This window comes from Desulfoprunum sp., from assembly GCF_053613775.1.
In genome coordinates, this window is sequence record NZ_JBSHXH010000003.1 from 155,685 (window position 1) to 175,181 (window position 19,497).

At 60.3% G+C, this 19,497-nt stretch carries 16 protein-coding genes; 7 read left to right on the top strand and 9 right to left on the bottom strand.

Annotation, left to right across the window (positions count from 1 at the left end):
- Positions 1-197: 197 nt before the first annotated feature.
- The 5 genes from tsoC (ACWGKN_RS03250) to tsoR all read right to left on the bottom strand — a co-directional run bounded on the left by tsoC (ACWGKN_RS03250) (position 198) and on the right by tsoR (position 3,538).
- Positions 198-467 (bottom strand): NEPxGxxU motif selenoprotein TsoC, encoded by a 270-nt coding sequence (gene tsoC, locus ACWGKN_RS03250; protein ID WP_332369948.1) that lies wholly within the window; start codon positions 465-467, stop codon positions 198-200.
- Between the two features lie 17 nt (positions 468-484).
- Entirely contained in the window at positions 485-799 is a 315-nt protein-coding gene (gene tsoC / locus ACWGKN_RS03255) for an NEPxGxxU motif selenoprotein TsoC (protein ID WP_332369971.1), read from the bottom strand.
- Between the two features lie 90 nt (positions 800-889).
- The gene (tsoB, locus tag ACWGKN_RS03260; protein WP_332113217.1) at positions 890-2,641 is read right to left on the bottom strand and encodes a rhodanese/DsbD fusion-like selenoprotein TsoB; all 1,752 of its coding nucleotides are present in this window, start codon (positions 2,639-2,641) and stop codon (positions 890-892) included.
- 61 nt (positions 2,642-2,702) lie between these two features.
- On the bottom strand, positions 2,703-3,152 hold the full coding sequence (gene tsoA / locus ACWGKN_RS03265; protein WP_452094676.1) for an LULAXC motif selenoprotein TsoA: 450 nt from the start codon (positions 3,150-3,152) through the stop codon (positions 2,703-2,705).
- Between the two features lie 29 nt (positions 3,153-3,181).
- Complete coding sequence (gene tsoR / locus ACWGKN_RS03270; protein WP_424255267.1) at positions 3,182-3,538, bottom strand: ArsR/SmtB-type metalloregulator TsoR; 357 nt, start codon at positions 3,536-3,538, stop codon at positions 3,182-3,184.
- A gap of 352 nt (positions 3,539-3,890) precedes the next feature.
- Between tsoR and ACWGKN_RS03275 the strand changes: the two genes are divergently transcribed.
- From ACWGKN_RS03275 to ACWGKN_RS03285, 3 genes are all read left to right on the top strand, one after another.
- On the top strand, positions 3,891-5,990 hold the full coding sequence (locus ACWGKN_RS03275; RefSeq protein WP_452094677.1) for a metallophosphoesterase: 2,100 nt from the start codon (positions 3,891-3,893) through the stop codon (positions 5,988-5,990).
- A 257-nt stretch (positions 5,991-6,247) separates the two neighbouring features.
- On the top strand, positions 6,248-6,934 hold the full coding sequence (locus ACWGKN_RS03280) for a TIGR00153 family protein (RefSeq protein WP_035231728.1): 687 nt from the start codon (positions 6,248-6,250) through the stop codon (positions 6,932-6,934).
- Between the two features lie 15 nt (positions 6,935-6,949).
- The gene (locus ACWGKN_RS03285) at positions 6,950-8,215 is read left to right on the top strand and encodes an inorganic phosphate transporter (protein ID WP_452094678.1); all 1,266 of its coding nucleotides are present in this window, start codon (positions 6,950-6,952) and stop codon (positions 8,213-8,215) included.
- Positions 8,216-8,634: 419 nt separating this feature from the next.
- Here the strand turns inward: ACWGKN_RS03285 and ACWGKN_RS03290 are convergent, their stop codons facing one another.
- Both ACWGKN_RS03290 and ACWGKN_RS03295 read right to left on the bottom strand, forming a co-directional pair.
- Entirely contained in the window at positions 8,635-8,856 is a 222-nt protein-coding gene (locus ACWGKN_RS03290) for a PEP-CTERM sorting domain-containing protein (protein WP_452094679.1), read from the bottom strand.
- Positions 8,759-9,304 (bottom strand): hypothetical protein, encoded by a 546-nt coding sequence (locus ACWGKN_RS03295; protein WP_452094721.1) that lies wholly within the window; start codon positions 9,302-9,304, stop codon positions 8,759-8,761. Before ACWGKN_RS03295 ends, ACWGKN_RS03290 begins: the two co-directional genes overlap by 98 nt.
- 204 nt (positions 9,305-9,508) lie before the next feature.
- Between ACWGKN_RS03295 and ACWGKN_RS03300 the strand changes: the two genes are divergently transcribed.
- The 3 genes from ACWGKN_RS03300 (at position 9,509) to ACWGKN_RS03310 (ending at position 11,002) form a co-directional block, all read left to right on the top strand.
- Positions 9,509-9,856, top strand: a complete 348-nt coding sequence (locus tag ACWGKN_RS03300; RefSeq protein WP_452094680.1) for a hypothetical protein — start codon at positions 9,509-9,511, stop codon at positions 9,854-9,856.
- A 189-nt stretch (positions 9,857-10,045) separates the two neighbouring features.
- Positions 10,046-10,297, top strand: a complete 252-nt coding sequence (locus tag ACWGKN_RS03305) for a hypothetical protein (protein WP_424255432.1) — start codon at positions 10,046-10,048, stop codon at positions 10,295-10,297.
- An 18-nt stretch (positions 10,298-10,315) separates the two neighbouring features.
- Positions 10,316-11,002: a CPBP family glutamic-type intramembrane protease gene (locus ACWGKN_RS03310; protein ID WP_424255430.1), complete on the top strand. Its 687-nt coding sequence runs from the start codon at positions 10,316-10,318 to the stop codon at positions 11,000-11,002.
- A gap of 574 nt (positions 11,003-11,576) precedes the next feature.
- Here the strand turns inward: ACWGKN_RS03310 and ACWGKN_RS03315 are convergent.
- Complete coding sequence (locus ACWGKN_RS03315) at positions 11,577-12,980, bottom strand: amidophosphoribosyltransferase (RefSeq protein WP_424255428.1); 1,404 nt, start codon at positions 12,978-12,980, stop codon at positions 11,577-11,579.
- Between the two features lie 105 nt (positions 12,981-13,085).
- Positions 13,086-16,289: a carbamoyl-phosphate synthase large subunit gene (carB, locus tag ACWGKN_RS03320; RefSeq protein ID WP_452094681.1), complete on the bottom strand. Its 3,204-nt coding sequence runs from the start codon at positions 16,287-16,289 to the stop codon at positions 13,086-13,088.
- A 711-nt stretch (positions 16,290-17,000) separates the two neighbouring features.
- On the opposite strand from carB, the gene ACWGKN_RS03325 reads away from it, so the two are divergent.
- Entirely contained in the window at positions 17,001-19,496 is a 2,496-nt protein-coding gene (locus tag ACWGKN_RS03325; RefSeq protein WP_452094682.1) for a beta strand repeat-containing protein, read from the top strand.
- The last annotated feature ends 1 nt before the right edge of the window (position 19,497 follow it).

Genomic DNA, 19,497 nt, shown 5'->3' on the forward strand with positions numbered 1-19,497 from the left:
AAACCGGGTATTTCTAGAAGACACAAAAAAATATGATTAGATAAGATTTTGAATATATATGAAATAGTTGATATTATTCGGCTCCCGCCTTCGCACCAGAGTATAATTCATAGAAGTCCAAAGAAGTACAGAAACCCGCGGCCTGAAAAGGTTTGCGGGTTTTTTATTCCAGCGTCGATCTCGATGCCGGTCCAGTTTCACTTTGGAGCCAGATGGTGGTGAATCGCCGCTTCGAGTGCCTCCTCGCTGATCGGTCCTCCCTGGATGACGAGTTCATCGTCCAGCATGATGGCCGGAGCGGCGGGCAGGCCGGTGGCCTGGTAATCGGCTGTCCGGTAGGCATCTCGCGTTTTTGAGATCATTTCAATTTCCAGATTATATTTCTCTCCCATCCTGGGGAGCATATCGGTGTAACTCTCTCACGTCTTTCCTTTCGGGTCGTTGAGGAAAATGCGGATTTTCGGCATAGGTACCTCCGGTGCGATCAGGATTTGGTGAAGAGGCGGTCGATCAGCCCCTTCTTCTGCGGTTCCGGCAGACCGAGCCGGCGACAGATGCAGACCTCCAGATCATGATCGGATATGTCGGAACCTTCGACGACGATATCGTCGCCGACCATGATCGCCGGGGCTACGGGGAGATCGAGGGCGAAGTAGTCGTCGGTCTCGTACTCGGCCTTGGGCCTCGAGGTGACATCGATTTCAACCGGATATTTTTCGCCCAACCTGGGCATAATCTGTTTGAAATGTTTTCACGGTTTACCATTTGGTTCGTTGAGAAAAAACCGGATCTTGAGCATGCTCTACTCCTTTGAGAATTTGATGAACGTTTCCGAAGCTCGTCGATGAGCTCTCGTTCCCGGCTGCCGGGACCTGACGTCGAGATGGTTTCATTTCTTCGCCGTCTCGATTTCCCGCATACGGATGAGAAACTTGTCCGCCGGCAGATAGTCGACGAGCCGCAGATCGGCGCGCTCCTTACCGGAGGCGTCGACAAAGACAATGGTCGGCACCCCCTTGATGTCGTATTTTTTGAGCAATTCCTCGTGATAGGGATTGCCGCCCCTGGTCACATCGACTTTGACCATCGTGAAGCTGCTTTTGGCCAACCGGACCACGTCGGGGTGATGGAAGGTGACTTCTTCGAGTTCGCGGCACGGCGTACACCAGGTGGCGTAAAAATCGATGATCACCGGTTGGTCGAGTTGCTGCGCTTCAGCCAAGGTTTGCTCGGTATACGGTTGCCAGGTAACCCCGGGGCCCCGCATCGCCAGGGTGGCGACCAGAAAGGTGGCGATCACCATCCCGGCGATCCCGACTCCGCCCTTCAGCACGGGAAACGCCCGGAAGTTGGCCTGACTGTCATCGATCCAGCCGAGATGGAGGCCGGCGGCCAGAGCGACTACAGCCAGCAGGATGGTGCCCCCGTCGCCCGGCAGGACCGGGCGGATGAAATGGGCCGCCATCCCGACCAGGACCCAGCCCATCAACTTTCGCACCCAGATCATCCACCCCCCCGAGCGGGGGAGCTTTTCCAATTGGCCGGAAAACATCGCCAGGAAAAACAGCGGCAGGCCGAGCCCCAGACTCAGGGTGAAAAAGACCACGAAGCCGAGCCACGGGCTCCCCATGCCGGCGACCCAGGTCAGCAGCCCGAGAACGAACGGACCGATGCAGGGGGCGGCGACCACCCCCAGGGTCATCCCCATGAACAGGCTGCCGAAATACCCGGTATACGACTTCGCCGCCGCCTGCGTCAGACCGCTGGGCAGGCGCATCTCCCACAGGCCGAAGAGGCTCGTGGCAAAAAAGACCAGCACGCCGGCCACGGCGATGAGCACGAATGGATTCTGGAGCATCGCTCCCATCAGGCCGCCGGTGAGCGAGGCGATGACGCCGAGCAATGAGTTGGTGAGGGCCAGGCCGAGCAGGTAACAGAGGCCGTGGGTCACCAGTCGTCCCCGGCCTGCACCGCCTCTCGTGGCCTGACCACCGAAGTAGGAAACGGTGATGGGGATCATCGGATAGACGCAGGGGGTCAGGTTCAGCGCCATGCCTCCGGCAAAAATTCCCAACAGCGTCCAGAGCATCGCCCAGCCGTAGAGGGGCCCCGGAGCCTTGGAATCCTCCGCCGGCGCCGCCAGACCCGCCGGAGCACTGGCAACCGGCAAGCCCCGCGCCTGCCATTCCGGATACCCGTAGGGGTCGCGATACACGTTTCTGTAACCGAGTTGTACGGCCACCCGGGCCGCCGAGTCACTGCGGACTCATGTGAGGCCAGCTCAGTAGAAGACGACGGTCCGGTCCTTGTCCGGTCCCAGGAATGTTTCCAGTTCCGCGGCCTTGCGCCACCTGGCCCAGGCGGTCGGTTCCATCGGGAAATTGACCGCGCCCTGGAGATGGCCCGTCCTGAATTCCCATTCCTGGCGGGTATCGACCAGCAACAGGCTGCCGGGATCCTGCTGGTAGAGCCTGGCCAACTTATCGGTGGTGATGATCCGGTAGTCGCCGTTTTTTCCCTCGGCAAGAACATCGTCCCAGGTAGCTTGTTTAGGCGTAACCGCACGATTGGTCAGCCACAGGGCGCCAATGGTCAGCAGTACCGCCACGAAGGTGATCAGGGTCGTTCTGGTGTTGTGCATGACAGGACTCTGGTGTTGTGCATGACAGGACCTTTGCCAATGGTTGAATGCCCCTCGACAGCTACAGCTTGTTCTCGCGTTGCAGCTTTGACAGAAGGAAGGTCGCACCCCTCAATGAGAGTCCAATTCTCTTCGCCAATGCTTCTGCACCGAGGGGACCATATTGCCCGTTCAAGGCAATGATTTCGTTTTCGAGTTCCTCGAACCAATCTTCAAACAGTACCAGCAGGTCGGGATCGGTTATGGCCATCAGTTGTTTCGATTGCGCAACCTTGTCCACCAGGGTCTGGCACATCCGGGTCGGGTCGACACCTTCGCCCATGCACTCGGCCAGTCAGAGATGAACCATGCTGGAAATCTTGTCCTGCCCGGTTTCACCAAGGAGATCCATGATAAACCGGGCTCGACCTTCCTCGTCGAGCAACGGCAGCAGCTGTTTGAGCGCGATCGCGGTCTGTCTGGCCGCATCTTTCGGCGCCAGGCTGCTGATTACCTTTTCGATTTCGTTCATGACAAGCCGATCACCTCCTGCGCAATCTGTTAAAATGATTTCCGGGTGGCCAACAGGTTGTTCGCTACCGAGTTCAGACCCCGTATCGCCCCGAGAATGGCTGGATCGGAGAGCTCGTAATAAATGAACGGGCCGCTGCGTTCGATCTTCACCAACAGGGACCGCTTCAATTCCTTGAGATGATGGGATACGAGAGGCTGTGAGAGTCCAAGCTCGTCGACAATGCTGCCCACCGCCTTTTTCCCCTGGCTGATCGACAGGAGGATCCGGAGCCGGTTTTCGTCGGAGAGACTCTTGGCTAAAAATGCAACTGATCGGAATTCTCCGTCAAACAGCCTGCACCCGTCACCGGCGGTATTTGAAACCGGGATCCGGCCATCGCTCATTGGATGTTCTCCTGCCATGATAAATCTGCACCTGCGGGGGCGATGACTAAAAATAAACATATCAATTATAATTTATATGTAAATGCCGCACCGCCCATCTGTCAAGCCTGATGTCCACGAACATACCGCCGGAGTGTATGATCCGGAACTGGCGCAGCACTGCCATCATTCCGCCGCCTGAAAAGGGGTGCGGAAAATTATTGCCCGGCGTGGTACGATGGATTGGCGTTGCCATCCAGCAGGATGGCAGCACGGCACAATCATGTTGCCCGGAGATGAAATCGGCCTCGACTCCGACCGGCCGTTTGGCGCTCGCCTGCGCATGAAAAACTTGTTGATGTGATGATCGCCCGTGAACGATCCCCTGAAAAAAATTCTCAGTCCGATCAAAGAACTCCAGAATATCCGAGGCATTGCCCTGCCGATCGGGCTGGAGTTCCGGCAGTTGGTCATCACCGGCCCGCCCGGTGCTGGTAAATCATATTATATCAATCAGATACGAGGGTGGCCCAACGAGGGCTACATCGATCTCACCCAGAACCACTGGTGGAAGAACCAGTCGCTGGTCTACCGTCCCAGAGAGATCCATCTCGGCCTCCCGTTTGCCGGGATCGCCGAGGCGCTGACGGTGTTCGACAAGGAGTATCTCGACTGCCAGCCCCGGCCGGTGCTCGAGCTATCCCGCCTCCGGATCCCGCCCGCCGGCAACGGCCCGTTCGCGACCAACTGGCGGGATCGCTATATCTTCGAATTCCTGATCCCCGAACCCGAGGTGGTCTTCAACCAGCGGCAGGCCCGGCAGAGCCAGGGCTATTTCCCCGTCGACGACAACCTGTCCCTGGAGATGGTGGAGCAGCAGATCGCCATCTATCGCGAGGTCGCCCTCTACATGCACCGGGCCGGGATCCATGTCTATATCCGCAAGGGACTCAGCAATCCCCCGATGCGGATCAACGAGCACAACGCCACCAACGTCCCCCCCTGGGCGGTGATCGCCCGCCCGACCCGGCCCAGCCTCAAGACCGTGGCGGGCTGGAAATGGTTGGTCGGGATGCGGACACCGGCCGCATGGCTGACCCTGACCAACGAGATCCAGCGGCTCAAGGGGAGCGGCCGGATCGCCCACGACGGCAAGGCCTTCGATATGCTGCTCGGTGAATTCCGCCTGCGATTTTCCCCGGAGATCACCCTCGGGGTCAGCAAGAAGGCGGTCAAGAAAAACTGGCTGATCCACCTGCCGGAGGGCTGCCACGCCACGGCGATGAACGGGTTCGCCCGCATCCGGGTCGGCGAAACCTTGGACATCGGCCGATCGAACAAGGAACTCGACGAAATCTTCAACTTTCCCAAAGAAGTTGCCAAAAGGCATCTGACGGTGACCAATCAGCGGGGCGACCTGCTGATCACCCCGCTCGATGAGATTCATGGGGTTCGGCTGGTGCGGCGGGAGCACTCCGACCTGCGGGAGCGCATGCCGACCATCCGCTACAACACCCTGGTCAAGCTGAAAAAGCTGTTCGGCGGCACCATCTCCCTCCTGCCGGCGCCAAAGGCCCTTGAGCTCCTGCGGTCGGTCAACGCCCTGCTGGAGAATGAACCGTACCGGATCCGGGACCAGGATGGCCGACCGGGCGGACTGATCGAGTTGCCGGCCTCGACCCCGCCGGTCATTGTCGGCGACATGCACGCCCAGGTCGACAATCTTCTCAAGATCCTCAGCGAGAACTGCCTGCTCGATTGCCTCGACACCAATGCCGTCAAGCTGCTCATCCTCGGCGATGCCGTCCATTCGGAGATGGCCGACGAGATGGAGGACATGGACAGCTCGATCCTGATGATGGACCTGATTCTCCGCCTCAAACTGCAGTTTCCGGCCAATGTCTTCTACCTGCGCGGCAATCATGACAGCTTCGACCCCCAGCTCAGCAAGGGGGGGATCTCCCAGGGCCTGCTGCTGCGCAACCGGCTGCTGGAACTGCGCGGCAGCGACTATGTCGCCGAAATGGAGCGGTTCTACGATCTCCTGCCCCATGTCGCCCTGTCGGCCTCCTATATCGCCTGTCATGCCGGACCACCCCGCACCGCCGTCGGCCGCGACGACATCGTCAATATCCGCCGCAACCCCGAGCTGGCCCACGACCTCACGACCAGCCGCCTTCAGCTGGCCAACACCCTGACCTCGGGCTATACCAAGGGCGATATCAAGCGCTTCCGGGCCGGCCTCGGTCTGCCCAAGGGGGCCCGTCTCATCGTCGGCCACACCCCCCTCGATCCCTTCGGCAGCTTCTGGAAAAAGGCCGGGGCGATCAAGGGCCATCACATTCTCTACAGCGCCCACAAGGAAGGCCCCGGGATCTTCATCGTCATCAACAACAAATTCGTGCCGCTCAGCTACCCGTCCGAACCTCTGATCAAGATCATCAACCGGCTGCGGCTGCCGCTCACCAAGTGATCGCCTGCCGGGAAAGGCGAGATTTCTCGCTTCGCTTCGAAATGACAGAGGGGTGGGATCATGGTCTTCACCCTGCCGGGAACGACGAGATTTCTTGCTTCGCTTGAAACGACTGCGCTCGAAAGCAACATTTCCTCACACAATTCGCATCGAATCCTCAAAGTTTGGCGGAAGTCCCACAGAGACTCTGGTATAGTGACCGCACGCGCTCCCCCGGTCCGACTGCCCGTCACTCTTCTCCTGAGAGGAACCCGTTTATGTCATTTTTGAAGAAGCCCTCCCTTGCCGGTCTCATGCGGCGATCCCCGTTCAAGCTCGTTCAGGAGCATATGCGGACGGTCTTCTCCTGCATCTGTCTCATCCCCCCGCTGTTTGACGCCCTGTACCGCAAGGATCAGGCCCAGGTCCGCGACTTCGCCGCCCAGATCGACCAGCTCGAGACGGAGGCCGACAAGCTCAAGACCACCTTCAGGCTGAATATGCCGAAATCACTGTTTCTGCCGGTCGACCGCGACGACCTCCTCGACCTGATCGCCGTCCAGGACGGCATCGCCGACACCGCCGAGGAGATCGGCCAGATCCTCTGTTACCGCGACATGGAGGTGCCGGAGGCGCTCAAGGAGGTCCTCGACGAACTGCTCGAGGGGACGATGGAGATCAGCTCCGAGGCCAAGGCGATCATCGAACAGCTCGACGAACTGCTGGAGGTGGGTTTCAACGGCCTCGAGGTCGACAGGGTCTCGGCGATGATCACCGGCCTCAGGCGCAACGAGCACAATATCGACGCGATCATGCACCGGGCCTGCCGGACGCTGTTCGCCCGGGAGCAGGAGCTCGATCCGGTATCCGTCATGTTCTGGTACAAACTCATCGATCGGCTCGGCAACATCTCCGATCAGGCCGAGAACATCGCCGATCGCCTGCTTCTCTTTCTTTCCAAATAGGCACGGGGACGAACAATGGAGATTCTTGCAGCGCACGGCACGGTCCTGGTGGTCCTGGCGATCATTTTCGGTCTCTACATGACCTGGGGCGTCGGGGCGAACGATCTCGCCAACGCCATGGGGACCTCGGTCGGGGCCGGGGCCATCACCATGAAACAGGCGATCGGCATCGCCATCGTCTTCGAGTTTCTCGGGGCGGTGCTGGCCGGCGGCCATGTCACCACGACGATCCGCAAGGAGATCATCGACCCGACCAGTATCGTCGGCAGTCCAGAGATCCTCGTCTACGGCATGCTGGCGGCGCTGCTGGCCTCGGCGGTGTGGCTGATGATCGCCTCCACCAAGGGCTGGCCGGTGTCGACCACCCACTCCATCGTCGGCGCCCTGGTCGGCTTCGCCGTCGTCGGCATCGGCCCCGAGGCGGTGTACTGGGACAAGATCACCAGCGTCGTCCTCAGCTGGATCGTCTCGCCCTTGGTCGGCGGCACGATCTCCTTCCTGCTGGTCATGAGCACCCGGATCCTGATCTTCAATACCGACAACCCGCTGCAGAACGCCAAGCGCTATGCCCCCGGCTATATCTTCCTGGTCGGCTTCATCATCTCCCTGGTGACGATATTCAAGGGCCTCGAGCATCTCCATATCAACCTGACGACCGTGCAGAGCTTTCTCCTCGCCTGCGCCTTCGGCCTCTGCACCGCCACGATCGGCTGGCTGTTCATCCGCAATATCAAGGAGGACAAGCAGGCCAACCGCGATTTCAATTTCGCCAGTGTCGAGAAGGTCTTCACCCCGATGATGCTCTTCACCGCCTGCTCCATGGCCTTCGCCCACGGTTCCAACGATGTCGCCAACGGCATCGGCCCGGTGGCCGCGGTCGTCAGCATCGTCGGCTCCGGTGGCGAGGTCATGCAGAAATCGGCCCTGCCCCTGTGGATCCTGCTGATGGGCGGCGGCGGTATCGTCCTCGGATTGATCACCCTCGGCTACAAGGTCATGCAGACGATCGGCAAAAAGATCACCGAACTCACCCCCTCGCGTGGCTTCTGTGCCGAACTGGCGGCGGCGATCACCGTCGTCATCGCCTCGCGGACCGGGATGCCGGTCTCCACCACCCACGTCCTGGTCGGGGCGGTGCTCGGGGTCGGCCTGGCGCGGGGGGTCGGCGCCCTCGACCTGCGGGTCGTGTTCAATATCGTCATCTCCTGGCTCATCACCCTGCCGGTCGGGGCGGGCCTGGCGATGCTGTTCTTCTTTACCTTGAAGGGGATTTTCAGTTGAAACGGGGCGGGTCCTCTCCACGGCCGGTTTAAGATCTCTCCCTGACGGTCGAGATGACAGCGGGGGCAGGGCGAGATGCTTCCCCCGCTGTCATTTCGAAGCGAAGCGAGAAATCTCATCGTTCCCGGTAGGGTGAAGGGCGCGCTGCCGCCCCCGCTGTCATTTCGAAGCGCATGCGAGAAATCTCGCTTTTCCTTTGCGGGGGTTCTCTCCACGGCCGGTTTGAGAGCTCTCCCTGACGGTCGAGATGACAGCGGGGGGAGGTCGAGGCGACAGGGCATGAAAGGGCGAAAAGGCAGGGGGAGGGGCGAGATGACGAGGCGGGACGGCGGTGGCGCGACGGGAGAACGGTAAAAACAACAACACCCGACGGCCGCATGGCGTCGGGTGTTGTTGTTTCAAAGGATAGGGCGAAGGACTTATTTTTTCCGGCGCCGCGCCACCCCGGCCAGACCGGCGAGGCCGGTGCCGAACAGCAGCATTGTGGCGGGTTCGGGGACGGGATTGACGGATTCGACCATTATGACCATGTCGTTAAAGTCCTTATCTGTACCCGAAAGACCGTATCCCAAATCTTCCCATGCAAGGATATAATGTCCTGCTGATAAACCATTCGTACCTGTTCCCATGTACGAAACCATTTGATCCCATCCACTGATTTATGTTTGGATCTGAATAGAAATACCCTCCAGGTGTTCCAAGGTAATAACCAAATACTTGATCCAGTTGTTCGTCAGTCCATAATGTAACAGGTGATCCAGTATCAGGATCAAAGGTAGCTGAAAATAACCCTTGGCTATTCCATGTCATAGAGATTTTATCTAATGTTCCAGCTGATCCATCAAATAGTTTATACATATTACCGGATTGGTCAAATACTCCGAATGTATTTGCTCCGGCATTTCCTGCTACTTCTATAAGAAGTGTGGTCCAACTTCCTGATAATACACCCTCTGAAACCTCCCAATATGAGTCATAAGGAGCTTGATCATCATCTACATCTATAGCTCCCCATCCTTTAGTGTTGAAAAATAGTTTGTAAATCGGGTGTTTCGCCTCCTGGATACTATAGCTCAGTCGCCGACGCACTCCCCGACCATCAACCCAATCCCTGCCAACGCCATCAACGCACTTTTCAACAATGTCTTCTTCATAGTATGTTCCCTCCTGTTTGTTTTAAAGGAATGACCCCTCTTTGCATACAGTCATGCCTGCCATAGTCGATCTGGCGTTCGTACCATGATGTATTGTTTGCAAAATACATGCCGTAAGTTGAGATAAGCATAAGAGTATTTGGGAAAAACCGCGGGATGTCTGACAATCAGCAGCAATAACAGGTGGCTGGGCAACAAAACAACAATAACGGATTATCTCACGGCCATCTTCCTGGTCGAGCCAAAAACCGGAGGGCAGCGGGCGGATTTTGAATATCCCTGTCAGGTCATCTCTGCAATATCAGTAAATCAGGCAATTATTTCATTCCCTAACCTGAAAACCGAAGGGGTTCCTTGGCCTGGCCCGCTTTCCCGGTCGAGAAAGCTGTTTTTCCGGTGTTTTGTTCGGAAAAGAGGAAAAACGGAACATCTACAGGGTGCGGAGGGTCAGTGCGGCGGCGGATTTGCCCCGGTCTGCGAAGGCTGAGCAACGGAAGCCGAAAAAAATCGGGGAAAAGTTCAATAACTCCTGGTAGAGTTGGCTGCAGGGCCTCCTTCTTGGCCGGCGAGTCACCGTTCCGGCCCTGCAACCTGTGGCGCTGCGCGTCGTTGTCGGGGAGAAAGCGGTCGCCGTCGCCCGGCACTTTGAATACCACACCACCCCGGGATCACGCCCATGTCGAAACAGAATCCACCTGCCCCACCTACCATCAGCCCCTACCTCTTTCCCGTCGTCCTGGCCGGCATGGGCCTGTGGTGCCTGTATGACGGCTGGCTCTCCGCCGATCCGAAGATGCAGGAATATCTCCTCTTCAACCGCATCGGCAGTGTTGTCCTGCTGCTGTGGGCGGCCCTCGATGTCGTCCGCACCCGTCGGCTGGAGCGGCAGGAGGCGGCCGCGGCGCCACCCGACCAGCCTGGCGCCTGACGGCCCGCCGTCGCTCCGATGCTCGTCAACCGCCAGCTCCTTCTCCCCTACGCCGCTCCCTATCTGGCCTACGTGGCGATCGCCTCGCTGCTGGGCGATCTGCTGGCGCCCGAGGTCAATTACGCGTTGCGCATCGTCGTCGTGGTGCTGCTGCTGGCCTGGGCGCGGCGCTGGTACTGTGCGCTGGGCGGGCCCGGGGCGCCCGCGATCTCGATTGCCGTCGGTCTGGCCGCCGGGCTGGTGGGGGCGGTGCTGTGGATCGGTCTGCTCACGCCCTTCGTTGATCAGCGGCCGACAGCGCCGTGGTCGACCGGCTCCTTTGTCCTGCGGCTGGCTGCGGCCGGGTTGCTGGTGCCGGTGTTCGAGGAACTGCTGATGCGGGGCTTCATCTTCCGCCTCGCCCTGCAGTGGGACCAGGCGCGCCGGCAAGGCGACCGGCAGGCGCTGCAGACCGCGCTCGACGAGCGATCGGTCAACGAGGTCCGACCCGGCGAGTGGTCATGGCCGGCGATCGCGATATCGACGGCCGTTTTCACTGGAGGCCATAATCTGCAGGAATGGCCGGCGGCGATCGCCTTCGGCCTGCTGATGTCCTTTCTCTGGATCTGCCGCAAAGACCTCCTCTCCTGCATCGTCGCCCATGCGGTGACCAATGTCAGCCTGGCCGGCTATGTGGTACTGACCGGCAGCTGGCACCTGTGGTAACAGCACAGCTCCTTCCGGTCGTCAGGCGGCTGCCGTCGTCCGGTTTGTTCACTCATTCGAACCTGCTGCCAAAAGACCAGTTGCAGATCCTGTCATCGCGCCCTTGGCCCACTGTCGCCTCGACCTACCCCCGCTGTCATCTCGACCGCCAGGGAGAGATCTCAAACAGGCCTGGGAGCATGCCCCGCGGGGAAAACCAAGATTTCTCGCTTCGCTTCGAAATGACGGCGGGGGCGGCATCATGTCCTTCGCCCTACCGGGAATGACGAGATTTCTCGCTTCGCTTCGAAATGACGGCGGGGGCGGCATCATGTCCTTTGCCCTACCGGGAATGACGAGATTTCTCGCTTCGCTTCGAAATGGCGGCGGGGGCGGCATCGCGTCCTTCGCCCTGCCGGGAACAACGAGATTTCTCGCTTCGCTTCGAAATGACAGCGGGGGTGGCATCGCGTCCTTCGCCCTACCGGGAATGACGAGATTTCGGCCTTCCCCCACTGTCGCCTCGACCTACCCCCACTGTCATCTCGACCTACCCCCGCTGTCATCTTGACCGTCAGGGAGAGATCTCCGGATCTCAGTAGTAGCTGCTCCCGTCCCAGCAGTGGGTGCACAGCCGTTCCTTGGGCAGGCCGATGGCGGCCACCAGATCGTCGAGGGTCTGGTAGCGGAGCGAGCTCAGGTGCAGCTGGTCGCGGATCCGGTCGACCATCGCCAGATTTTTGGCCGAACCGGCCCGGGCGTACTGGTCCAGGTCGCGGTCCTCGACCCCCTCGAGCGCCTTGATCGTTTTCCGCCCCGCCAGATCCAGGGTCGAGCGCGAGGACGAGAAGTTGATGAAGGGACAGGGGTGGATCAGGGTGGGGCAGGCGATCCGCATATGGACCTGGCAGGCGCCGCAGTCGAAGAGGATCTGGACGTTGTCCTTGAGCTGGGTGCCGCGGACGATCGAGTCGTCGCAGAACAGCAGGCGGCGGCCGTCGATCAGCCGCCGTACCGGAATCAGCTTCATCTTCGCCACCAGGTCGCGCATCGCCTGGTTCTGGGGCATGAAGCTGCGCGGCCAGGTCGGGGTGTACTTGACGAACGGCCGGCTGTAGGGCAGTTGCCTCTCGCCGGCGTAACCGATGGCGTGGCCGATGCCGGAATCGGGAATGCCGGCGACCAGATCCACCTCGACGTCGTCATGGCGGGCCAGGGCGGCGCCGCAGCGGTAGCGCACGTCCTCGACGTTGATGCCCTCGTATTCCGAGGCCGGGTAGCCGTAGTAGACCCAGAGGAAGGAGCAGATCTGCAGCCGCTCGCCCGGGGCCTGGCGCTGTTCCCAGCCGTCGGCGGTCATGAAGAGGATCTCGCCGGGGCCGAGAAAATAGGCCGTGTCAAACCCCAGGTTGGGAAAGGCGCAGGTCTCGGAGCTGATCGCCGTCGCCCCCGGCCGCCGTCCGGCCACCAGCGGGGTCCGTCCCAGGCGGTCGCGGGCGGCGTAGATGCCCCCCTCGGTCAGCAGCAGCAGCGAGCACGACCCCTGGATCGCCTCCTGGGCGGCGCGGATCCCGGCCTCGAAGCTGTCCTCCCGGCAGATCAGCATCGCCACCACCTCGGTCGGGTTGGTGATGCCGTCGCTGGTACCGGAGAAATAGCTCCTGCCGGCAAAGGCCTTGGCGACCAGCTCGGCCATGTTGTTGATCCGGCCGACGGTGACGATGCCGAAGGTCCCGAGGTGCGAGCCGATGATCAGCGGCTGGGGATCGGTGTCGCTGATAACGCCGATCCCCTGGCGGCCATGAAAGCGGCCCAGCTCCGCCTCGAATTTGGAGCGGAAGTAGCTGTTCTCGATATTGTGGATGGCGCGATGGAAGCCGTGCTCGTTGCGCACCGCCATGCCGCCGCGCCTGGTGCCCAGGTGGGAGTGATAGTCCGTGCCGTAGTACAGATCGGCGACGCAATCGCTGTCGGAGACAACCCCGAAAAGACCGCCCATGATGACCTCGAGTTGATGGAATGCAAACCTTCATCCGCCGTCAGCGGCGGAAGTTGCGGCCTGGCCGGCCCTTGACGACGGGCGCAGGGCCGGGCCATCGCCGGATCACCGCAGTTCCGCGTGGTAGTCCTGCAGCGACCGCACCCTGGCCTCGCCCTCGCGGATGGCCTCGATCCCCTTGGCCGCGGCGATGGCCGCCGCGGTGGTGGTGATGTAGGGGATCTTGTATTTGATCGCCGTCTTGCGGATATTCGAGCTGTCGGCCGACCCTTTTTTGCCGGTCGGGGTGTTGATCACCAGGTGGATCCGGCCGTTCGTGATCGCGTCGAGCAAGGTCGGTCCGGCGACCCCCAGCTTGGAGACGGCCTGGGTCTCGATCCCCTTTTCCTGGAGAAAGCGGTGGGTGCCCGCGGTGGCCATGATCGTGAATCCCAGCTCGCGGAAGCGGCGTACCGGCTCCAGCGCCGCCTGCTTGTCGCGATCGGCGATGGTGAACAGGACGGTGCCGTGCAGCGGCAGGATCGACTGGGTCGCCTCCTGGGCCTTGAAGAAGGCGCGGCCGAAGGAGCGGGCCAGGCCCAGCACCTCGCCGGTGGAGCGCATCTCCGGGCCGAGCACGGGGTCGACCTCGGGGAACATGTTGAAGGGGAAGACCGCCTCCTTGACTCCGAAATAGGGGATCTGGATCTCCCGCAGGTGAAGGTCGGCCAGGGTCTTGCCGAGGATGATCCGGGTGGCCAGGCGGGCCATCGACAGGCCGCACACCTTGGAGACGATCGGCACGGTGCGCGAGGCCCGGGGGTTGGCCTCCAGCACGTACACCGTATCGTTCTGGATGGCGTACTGGATGTTCATCAGCCCCACCACCCGCAGTTCGATGGCGATCCGGCGGGTGTATTCGCGGATGGTGTCGAGGTGCCGGGTCGGGATGCTGATCGGCGGGATGACGCAGGCCGAGTCGCCGGAGTGGATCCCGGCCAGCTCGATATGCTCCATGACCGCCGGGACGAAGGCGTTGCCGCCGTCGGCGATGGCATCGGCCTCGGCCTCGATGGCGTTGTCGAGGAACTTGTCGATCAGCACCGGCCGCTCGGGGGTGATCTCCTCCACCGCCACATTGAGATAGCGCTGCAGCATCTGGTCGTCATGGACGATCTCCATGCCGCGGCCGCCAAGGACGTAGGACGGCCGCACCATCAGCGGGTAGCCGATTTTCGCCGCGATCGCCAGCGCCTCGGCGGCGCTGGCGGCCATCCCCGATTCCGGCTGAGGGATGGCGAGGCGGCGCATGATCTGGTTGAAGCGGTCGCGGTCCTCGGCCAGATCGATGGTCTCCGGCGTGGTCCCGAGGATGGTCACCCCGGCCTCGGCCAGCTCCCGGGCCAGGTTGAGCGGGGTCTGGCCGCCGAACTGGACGATGATCCCCTCCGGCTTTTCCTTGCGATAGATGCTGAGCACGTCCTCGACGGTCAGCGGTTCGAAGTAGAGCTTGTCCGAGGTGTCGTAATCGGTGGACACCGTCTCGGGATTGCAGTTGACCATGATCGACTCCAGTCCCGCCTCGCGGATGGCCATCGCCGCATGGACGCAGCAGTAGTCGAACTCGATCCCCTGGCCGATGCGGTTCGGTCCCCCGCCCAGCACCATGATCTTGCGGCGGTTGCTGACCGGCACCTGGTCCGGGGCGTTGTAGGTCGAGTAATAATAGGCGGCGTCGTCCACCCCGCTGACCGGCACCGGTTCCCACCCTTCGACCACGCCGATGGCGACCCGCTGGTCGCGGATGGTGCCCTCCGGCACCCCCAGCAGCCGGGCCAGGTAGAGATCGGCGAACCCGTCCTGCTTGGCCCGGCGCAGCAGGTCGTGCGGCAGGGGCCGGCCCTTGCAGGCCAGGATCTCCTCCTCCACCTGCACCAGTTCCCGCATCTGCTCGATGAACCAGGCCTTGATATGGGTGATCGCGTGCAGCTGGTCGATGCTCGCGCCCTTGCGCAGGGCTTCGTACATCAGGAACTGCCGCTCGCTGGTGGCATGGGCCAGCCGCTCTATCAGGGTGGCGAGCGGCAGCCTGTTGAAGTCCTTGGCGAAGCCGAGACCGTAGCGGTTGATCTCGAGGCTGCGGATCGCCTTCTGCAGCGCCTCCTTGTAGTTCTTGCCGATGCTCATGGCCTCGCCGACGGCGCGCATCTGCGTGCCCAGCTTGTCCTCGATGCCGGCGAATTTTTCAAAGGCCCAGCGGGCGAACTTGACCACCACGTAATCGCCCGACGGGGTGTATTGCTCCAGGCTGCCGTCGCGCCAGTAGGGGATTTCATCCATCGTCAGGCCGCCGGCCAGCAGCGCCGAGACGCGGGCGATCGGGAAGCCGGTGGCCTTGGAGGCCAGGGCGGAGGAGCGGGAGGTGCGGGGGTTGATCTCGATCACCACTACCCGGTCGCTTTTGGGGTCGTGGGCGAACTGGACGTTGGTGCCGCCGATGACCTCGATCGCCTCGACGATGGCATAGGCATAGTCCTGCAGCTTCTGCTGCAGGGCCGGGGCGATCGTCAGCATCGGGGCGGTGCAGTAGCTGTCGCCGGTGTGGACCCCCATCGCGTCGACGTTCTCGATGAAGCACACGGTGATCATCTGGTTTTTGGCATCGCGCACCACTTCCAGCTCCAGCTCTTCCCAGCCCAGCACCGATTCCTCCACCAGCACCTGATGGATCAGGCTGGCGGCCAGGCCGCGGGCGACGACCGTGCGCAGTTCCTCCAGATTCGAGACCAGGCCGCCGCCGGTGCCGCCCATGGTGTAGGCCGGACGGATGACCACCGGATAGCCCAACTCGGCGGCGACCTTCTCGGCGTCCTCGAGGGTGGTGACGGCCGTGCTGCGCGGCATATCGATGCCCAGGCGGTCCATGGTCTTCTTGAAGGCGATCCGGTCCTCGCCCCGCTCGATCGCGTCGATGTTGACGCCGATGACCTTCACCCCGTAACGCTCGAGGATCCCGGCGCGATACAGTTCGGACGAGAGGTTGAGGCCCGATTGGCCGCCGAGGTTGGGGAGGATGGCATCGGGCCGTTCGGCGGCGATGATCTTTTCCAGGGTCTTGACGTTGAGCGGCTCGATATAGGTGACATCGGCCATGCCCGGATCGGTCATGATGGTCGCCGGGTTGGAATTGACCAGCACCACCTGGTAGCCGAGGGAGCGCAGCGCCTTGCAGGCCTGGGTCCCGGAATAGTCGAATTCACAGGCCTGGCCGATGACGATGGGGCCGGAACCGATGATCAGAATCTTATGGATGTCGTCACGTCTGGGCATGGGCGCTCCTTGGGATAAAGGGATATCTGGCGTGGTATGGAACCGGATAGTGTTCACGGTCGGGAATCCGGGTGATGACCGAACCGGCAGTCGAACCTGTTCAGGTAAAATGAAGCCGCAGCGAAAAGCAAGCTCTAGTTGAGGCCGATTATCATCTTTTCGCCCCGGGTCGGCGGATACCCATGACGTGTATCAGGCCAATCGGTTGCCGACCTTGCCGCCAGTAAGGCATGGCGAAAGGAACTTCACCGCATCCACCGATTTCCGAGGGAAAAGAGCGATGTATCTGTGTCCGTGTCTTGACCGGCATCAGGCATTGATGCCCGTTATTTATCAGATGGTTCGTGAAATCAGGATGATATGGGGTGAGAAATTTTGAAATCGTTTGGACATCGACAGAACGGCAGAAGGGAGATTTGCATTAAGACTCTTCTCGTGATAGTCTAGCGTAGAAATTGGTCCTCTTTTCATCGGATAGTATCGGCTGCTTGAAAGGTCAGTCTCCATTGTGAATATCCACCAGGACCTGTGAACAAAGATGTCCTTTTTCTCGGACGGAGGCAATACCTTTGCTCTGCCATGGCATTGCCGCGCTGGTTTCGCTTATCCAAGCACAAGCGAATACATTGAAATATTTCCAGGAAACTTTCAGGGACCGGCTCGGGTCGGCTCAGTTGTGTAATTGGAGCAAATAAAATATCGAGGAAAGCTATGGCTAATTTAACCGGTGATGAAACTGACAACACTATCAATGGTACGGCAGAAGACGATATTCTGGAGGGATTGGGCGGCAATGACACTCTGTCTGGTTTAGACGGCAGCGATTACCTCGACGGCGGGACCGGCAACGATACCCTGGTCGGTGGCGATGGTGACGATACGTACGTTGTCGACAGCCAAACCGATGTCATCAGCGAAACGGGGCTTGTCCCCGGCGAATACGACAGGGTCCTGTCGACGGTGACCTGGACCCTGGGTGCCAACCTCGAGGAGTTGGTCCTTACAGGTACAGCGCCGATCGACGGCACCGGCAATGCGCTGAACAATGTGATTATCGGCAATACCGCCGATAATGTATTGAATGGCGGCGCCGGCGACGATTACCTCGATGGCGGCGCCGGCAACGATACCCTGATCGGCGGCGCCGGCAACGACTGGTACTATGTCGATAGCACCGGCGACGTGATCACCGAAGATGGCGAGGCGGCGGACGAGACAGATTCGGTGATATCCACCGTCGATTGGACCCTGGGGGCCAACCTCGAGCAGCTGTATCTCACCGGCACAAAAAACCAAGTGACCGGAGAATGGGTAGAACAGGCGATCGACGGGATCGGTAATGCACTCAACAATACCATCGTCGGCAACTCCGCGGATAATTCACTCTATGGCTATGATGGTGACGACAAGCTGTACGGTGGAGTCGGCAACGATACCCTGACCGGCGGTGCCGGCAACGACTGGTACTATGTCGACAGCGTCGGCGACGTGATCAACGAGGACAGCACGACAGTAACCGAGATCGATACGGTGGTCTCCACCATCAGATGGACCCTGGGGGCGAATCTCGAGAATCTGCGTCTCGACGGCCCGGCGGCGATCAACGGTACGGGCAACGAACTGGACAACATCCTGATCGGGAACGCGGCGTCCAATATCCTCGGCGGCGGCGCCGGCAACGATCAATTGTATGGCGAGGCCGGCAACGACATCCTGATCGGTGGCACCGGGAATGACACCTATGTTGTCGATAGCTCCAGTGACGTTGTCATGGAAGAAGGCGATTCGGCGACAGAGATTGATACGGTGATCTCTTCAGTTTCCTGGACCTTGGGGGCGAATCTTGAACAATTGGCGCTTGCCGGCACATCTGCAATCAACGGCACCGGTAACGGGTTGGACAATATCATTCTGGGCAACAACGCGAACAACATCCTCAAAGGTGAAGCCGGCAATGACATCCTTCAGGGATTTGCGGGTATCGACACCATGGAGGGCGGCGTCGGCGACGACACCTATTATGTCGACAACGCCGGCGACGTGATTACGGAGACGAGCACCTTGCCGACGGAGATCGATGCCGTCTTCGCGTCTGTCAGTTGGAAACTGGGGGCGAACTTTGAAAACCTGACACTCAATGGCGCTGCAGCAATCGATGGCGCCGGCAACCCACTCGACAACACCATGACCGGCAACGATGCGGCGAACGTTCTCAAAGGGGGGGCGGGAAACGACACTCTCTCCGGTGGCGCCGGCAACGATACCCTCAACGGTGGTCCGGGCATCGACACCATGGTGGGCGGCACCGGCAATGACACCTATTTTGTCGAAAATACCGGCGATGTGACGACGGAGACCAGCACCTCGGGGACGGAGATCGACAAGGTATTTTCTTCAGTGACCTGGACCCTGGGGGCCAATATCGAAAACCTGACACTCTTCGGCCCAGCCGCCATAAACGGGACAGGCAACGCCTTGAACAATAGTCTGGTCGGCAACGATGCCGCCAATTTTCTGAATGGCCGAGGGGGGAGTGATATCCTCTCCGGCGGCGGTGGAGGTGATATCCTTTATGGCGGGGCAGGGACCGACACCATGGCCGGAGGCCTCGGCAATGACATCTATTATGTCGATGTGGCCGCTGATCTCACCTGGGAAGCGGCCAACGCCGGGATCGACACCGTATTTTCAACTGTCAGCTCCACGCTCAGTGCCAACATGGAAACCCTCAGGCTGATCGGGACGGCAGCGATCAACGGCAATGGCAATAATCTGAACAACACCGTTGTCGGCAACACTGCGGCAAATGTTCTGAATGGCTGGGGTGGAAATGATATTCTCAACGGTGCGGGCGGCAATGATTTCCTGGCAGGAGGTGCCGGGGCGGACACCTTTGCTTTTGATTCTCCGCTGAGTGCTGCCGCCAACAACGACAGTATCGGTGATTTTTCCCATATAGACGATACCATCAGTCTGGATCGAACCATCTTTGCCAAACTGACTACAGGAGTATTGGACCCGGCAATGTTCAGGGCGTCGGCTACCGGGTTGGCTGCAGATTCCAACGACTACGTCCTCTACAACACGACCACCGGCGCTCTGCTCTACGATACTGACGGCAGCAGCGGCGGTACAGCCGTTCAATTCGCGACCCTGACCAGTAAACCACAAAATATAACGGCGGCCGATTTCGTGGTTATCGCCTGAG